Genomic DNA, 3,868 nt, shown 5'->3' with positions numbered 1-3,868 from the left:
CCGGCCGAGGTGATCCTCGCCGCCGCCCACGCCCCGGCCCAGCCGGAGCTGCGCCTGGCGACCGCCATCACCGGCAAGGCGGCCGACGCCGTCGCTGTCGAGCCTGTCGCCCTGGAGCCGAAGCCGGTCGCCGTCAGCAAGGCCGTCGAGACCGCCCCGGCGGCCATCGACGCCCCGGTCCCGGCCGCCTCCTAGGCGCTCACCAGCCGCGCCTGGCGCGGATCCAGGCTGGCGGCGATCGCCCGGCTGAGCTCGGGCAGCGAGTAGGGTTTGGCCAGGACCGGGAACTCGTCGCCCATCCGCTCGGCCGCCTGGCTGTAGCCGGTGGCCAGCAGGACCGGCAGGCCCGGCCGCTCCTCGCGCAGCCGCCGCGCCAGGCCCAGGCCGTCGAGCTCGCCGGCCATGACGATGTCGGTGAACACCAGGTCGGGCTCGGCGCCCTCCGACAGGGCGGTCAGCGCCGCCTGGGCGCTGTTGACCGTCTGCACCCGGTTCCCCAGCTGCTCCAGCAACCGGGCCACCACGTCGGCCACCTCCGGGTTGTCCTCGACGACCAGGATGTCCGCCGTCCGCGCCACCGGCTCCGGCCCCTCGGCGGCCGCGGCCGCCGCCGCCGTCTGGGCCCTCGGCAGGTAGAGGGTGATGGTCGTCCCGGCCCCCAGCCGGCTGTCGATCGTCGCCCGTCCACCGGACTGCTGGGCGAAGCCATAGACCTGGCTGAGCCCCAGCCCAGTGCCCTTGTTCACCTCCTTGGTGGTGAAGAACGGCTCGAACACCCGCGCCAGGACGTCCGGCGGGATGCCGACCCCCGTGTCGCGCACGGTCAGCGCCACGAACTCCCCGGCGACGTCGGTGTCGATCTCTCCGGCCGCGACCGTCCGGTTGTGGGCCCGCACCGAGAGGACGCCGCCGCTCGGCATCGCGTCACGGGCGTTGACCGCCAGGTTCAGCAGCGCGAGCTCCAACTCGCTTGGGTCGACCTGGATGTGCCAGAGGTCAGCTGGCAGCTCGAGCTCCAGCCGCACCGAGGAGCCAATGCTGGTCCCCAGCAATTCGCGCAGCCCCTCGGCCCGCTCGTTCAGGGAAACAGGCACCGGCTGCAGCCGCTGGCGCCGCGCGAAACTCAGCAGGTGCCGCGTCAGGTCCTGACCGCGCCGCGACGCCGCCTCGATGGCGTCCAGCGCGCGCAAGGCCCGGGCGTCCTCGGCTAGCCGCTTGCGCAGCAGCTGGGTCTGACCGGACACCACCATCAGCAGGTTGTTGAAGTCGTGCGCCACGCCGCCGGTCAGCTGTCCGATCGCCTCCATCTTCTGCGCCTGGCCCAGCCGCTCATGAGCCTTCTGCAGCTCGAGTTGGGCGTTCCGCCGCTCGGTGATGTCGCGGGTGATCTTTGCAAAGCCGACCAGTTCGCCGTCCTCGTAGATCGCGTCGATAACCACGCTGGCCCAGAACAGGCCGCCGTCCTTGCGCACGCGCCACCCCTCGGCTTCGTAGCGACCCTGGGCCCTGGCGGTCTCCAGCGCGTGCACCGGCACGCCGGCCAGCCGATCCGGCTCGGTGTAGAACCGCGAGAAGTGTTGTCCGACGATCTCGTGGCTGGCGTAGCCCTTGATGTGCGCCGCGCCCGCATTCCAGTTGGTCACCACCCCGTTGGGGTCGAGCATGTAGAGGGCGTAGTCGACCACCCCGGCCACCAGCAGGCGGAACTGACGCTCGCTGGCCGCCAGCGCCTCGGCGGCGGCCCGTTTGTCCGAGGTGTCGCGGGTGATCTTGGCGTAGCCAATGTGCCGGCCATCATCATCGTAGATCGGGTCGATGACCACGCTGGCCCAGAACTGCGAGCCATCCTTCCGCTGCCGCCAGCCTTCGGCCTCGAACCGGCCCTCGCGCAGGGCGATTTTCAAGGCCCGCGCCGGACGACCGGAGGCCCGGTCCTGCGGAGTATAGAAGATCGAGAAGTGCCGCCCGACGACCTCGTCGGCAGCATAGCCCTTGATACGCTGGGCGCCGGCGTTCCAGTTGGAGACGGTGCCGTTCACGTCGAGCATGTAGATGGCGTAGTCGACGACGCCTTCCACCAGGTAGCGGAAGCGGCGTTCGCTTTCCAGCAGCGCCTGCTGCGCCGCCCGCCGCTCGGTCATGTCGCGCGTGACCTTAGCGAAGCCGATCAGTTCGCCGTCCTCGCCGCGGATCGCATGGACCGCCGCGAGCGCCCAGAACCGCGTGCCGTCCTTGCGCAGACGCCAGCCCTCGGTCTCGACCCGGCCGGTCTCGCCAGCTTCAGCCAGGATCTGCTCGGGGCGTCCGGCCTGCTGGTCTTCCGGCGTGAAGAACCGACCGAAATCCTCGCCCAACACCTCGTCGCGGCGATAGCCTTTGATGCGTTCGGCGGCGGCGTTCCAACTGCGGATCCGTCCGGCCGGATCGAGCATGTAGATCGCCTGGTCGCTCACCGCCTCGACCAGGATCTGGAAGAGGCGGTCATCAAGGTCGTGCTTCGTGGTCACGCGGGCACTATCTGCCCACGCGACGACGGATCAAGCCGCATTCCGGCCGGCGCAAAACCGAAGATCCCCGCAAAGAACCGCTTTCCCCGCACGGTGTCCGACTTCGGGAAACGGACCGACTTGGCCACGGTTCCTTCCTAGGCGGATATTTCTGATCTGCTGCGACTCCGGTGATGATCCTTATCAAATGCCACTCGGAGGCGGTGATGAGCGAACCGCGCGAGCAGCTCGCACGCGAACTTCTGGCCTGTCGCTATGACGAACTCACCGACGTACAGCGCAGCGTCATCGACTTGATCGTCACGGAGGCGCCGAGCGGCGTCGATCCGAGATTGCTGATCGACGACCGTACCGTTGGACAGCGCCTGGCCGATCGCGTCGCCGCCGTCGGCGGCTCCTGGGGATTCATCTGCGCGTTCGCCCTGGCCCTGGCGCTCTGGATGGGCTGGAATCTGGTAACCCGCAGCCGCGGGCTGGCCTTCGATCCGTACCCCTTCATCTTCCTCAACCTGATGCTGTCTATGTTGGCGGCGGTTCAGGCCCCGATCATCATGATGAGTCAGAACCGCGCCGCCGCGCGGGACCGTGAGGCGGCCGAGCACGACTACCTCGTCAACCTGCGCGCCGAGCTCGAGATCATGCACCTGCACGACAAACTCGACGGCATGCGTCATCGCGAGTTGCTGGAGATCATCCGGCGGCAGAACGAAGCGCTGCGTCTGTTGCGAGCGGCGGCAGGTCAGACGTCGAAGGCCCCACGCACGTCGCGCAGGGCCAAATCGACTTAGCTACTGCTGCGTCCCATGCTTGCGGCGCTGTTCCGAGTTCTGCTCGAAGTCACGCTTCTCCGCCGGGTCGTGCGAATGGTGTCGATCGCGTTCGCCGCCGCCGCCGGACACACCGCTGTATGGCGTATTCGTCGGCTCGCCCGGCGCCCTGGGATCGACTTTCTTGGGTTGCGGCCTAGTGCGGTCCTCGTGGCTGGCGCCTGGGCCGCCCCAGCGTTCGGTGTTCTCGTGCTTCTCGGGCATGTCAGCGGTCCTGCTGGTAACCCTGGTGATGGGTGTTCTGGTTGATGTTGCCGTGCCGGCCCTGTTCGGAAAGGTTCACATCGTCGTCGCCGGGTTGGCTCGACTGAAGGTCGGTGACCTCGTCCCGGCGGCCTTGTGTATCCCCCTCGATGTGCGGCTTTTCGCCAGGATGGGCGCGCTGTTCGGGGGGGATGGGGGGAGCTTTCGAAGCCATGGGTCCGTCTCCTTTGGAATGGAGTGAACCCCCGGTCGTTGGCCCGGTTCCGCGCCTCAGGCGGCGTCCAAGCCGATATCCAGCACGCTCGCCGAATGGGTCAGCGCTCCGACGCT

At 68.5% G+C, this 3,868-nt stretch carries 5 protein-coding genes; 2 read left to right on the top strand and 3 right to left on the bottom strand.

The annotated features are described in order from the left end of the window. A partial coding sequence (locus tag ACILRF_RS15170; RefSeq protein ID WP_395674358.1) for a hypothetical protein occupies positions 1-195 on the top strand: 195 nt, incomplete at its 5' end. On the opposite strand, the gene ACILRF_RS15165 is transcribed toward ACILRF_RS15170, so the two are convergent. Beyond that, positions 192-2,507: a PAS domain S-box protein gene (locus ACILRF_RS15165; protein ID WP_395674356.1), complete on the bottom strand. Its 2,316-nt coding sequence runs from the start codon at positions 2,505-2,507 to the stop codon at positions 192-194. The two genes, ACILRF_RS15170 and ACILRF_RS15165, sit on opposite strands and share 4 nt — an antisense overlap. A gap of 206 nt (positions 2,508-2,713) precedes the next feature. Here ACILRF_RS15165 and ACILRF_RS15160 point away from each other — a divergent pair, with 206 nt between their 5' ends. Next, positions 2,714-3,295: a DUF1003 domain-containing protein gene (locus ACILRF_RS15160; RefSeq protein WP_395674354.1), complete on the top strand. Its 582-nt coding sequence runs from the start codon at positions 2,714-2,716 to the stop codon at positions 3,293-3,295. Here ACILRF_RS15160 and ACILRF_RS15155 read toward each other — a convergent pair whose 3' ends face one another. Then, positions 3,296-3,538, bottom strand: coding sequence for a hypothetical protein (locus ACILRF_RS15155; RefSeq protein ID WP_395674352.1), 243 nt, complete (start codon positions 3,536-3,538; stop codon positions 3,296-3,298). A gap of 1 nt (position 3,539) precedes the next feature. Beyond that, positions 3,540-3,752, bottom strand: coding sequence for a hypothetical protein (locus ACILRF_RS15150; RefSeq protein ID WP_395674350.1), 213 nt, complete (start codon positions 3,750-3,752; stop codon positions 3,540-3,542). Positions 3,753-3,868: the final 116 nt, after the last annotated feature.

The organism is Phenylobacterium sp. (assembly GCF_044236515.1).
GTDB lineage: Bacteria > Pseudomonadota > Alphaproteobacteria > Caulobacterales > Caulobacteraceae > Phenylobacterium.
This window is presented reverse-complemented; position numbering and strand designations above follow the sequence as displayed.

Coding starts and splice junctions, on each gene's coding strand:
- ACILRF_RS15150 (WP_395674350.1), bottom strand. CDS start 3,752: ATGGCTTCGAAAGCTCCCCCCATCCCCCCCGAACAGCGCGCCCATCCT.
- ACILRF_RS15155 (WP_395674352.1), bottom strand. CDS start 3,538: ATGCCCGAGAAGCACGAGAACACCGAACGCTGGGGCGGCCCAGGCGCC.
- ACILRF_RS15160 (WP_395674354.1), top strand. CDS start 2,714: ATGAGCGAACCGCGCGAGCAGCTCGCACGCGAACTTCTGGCCTGTCGC.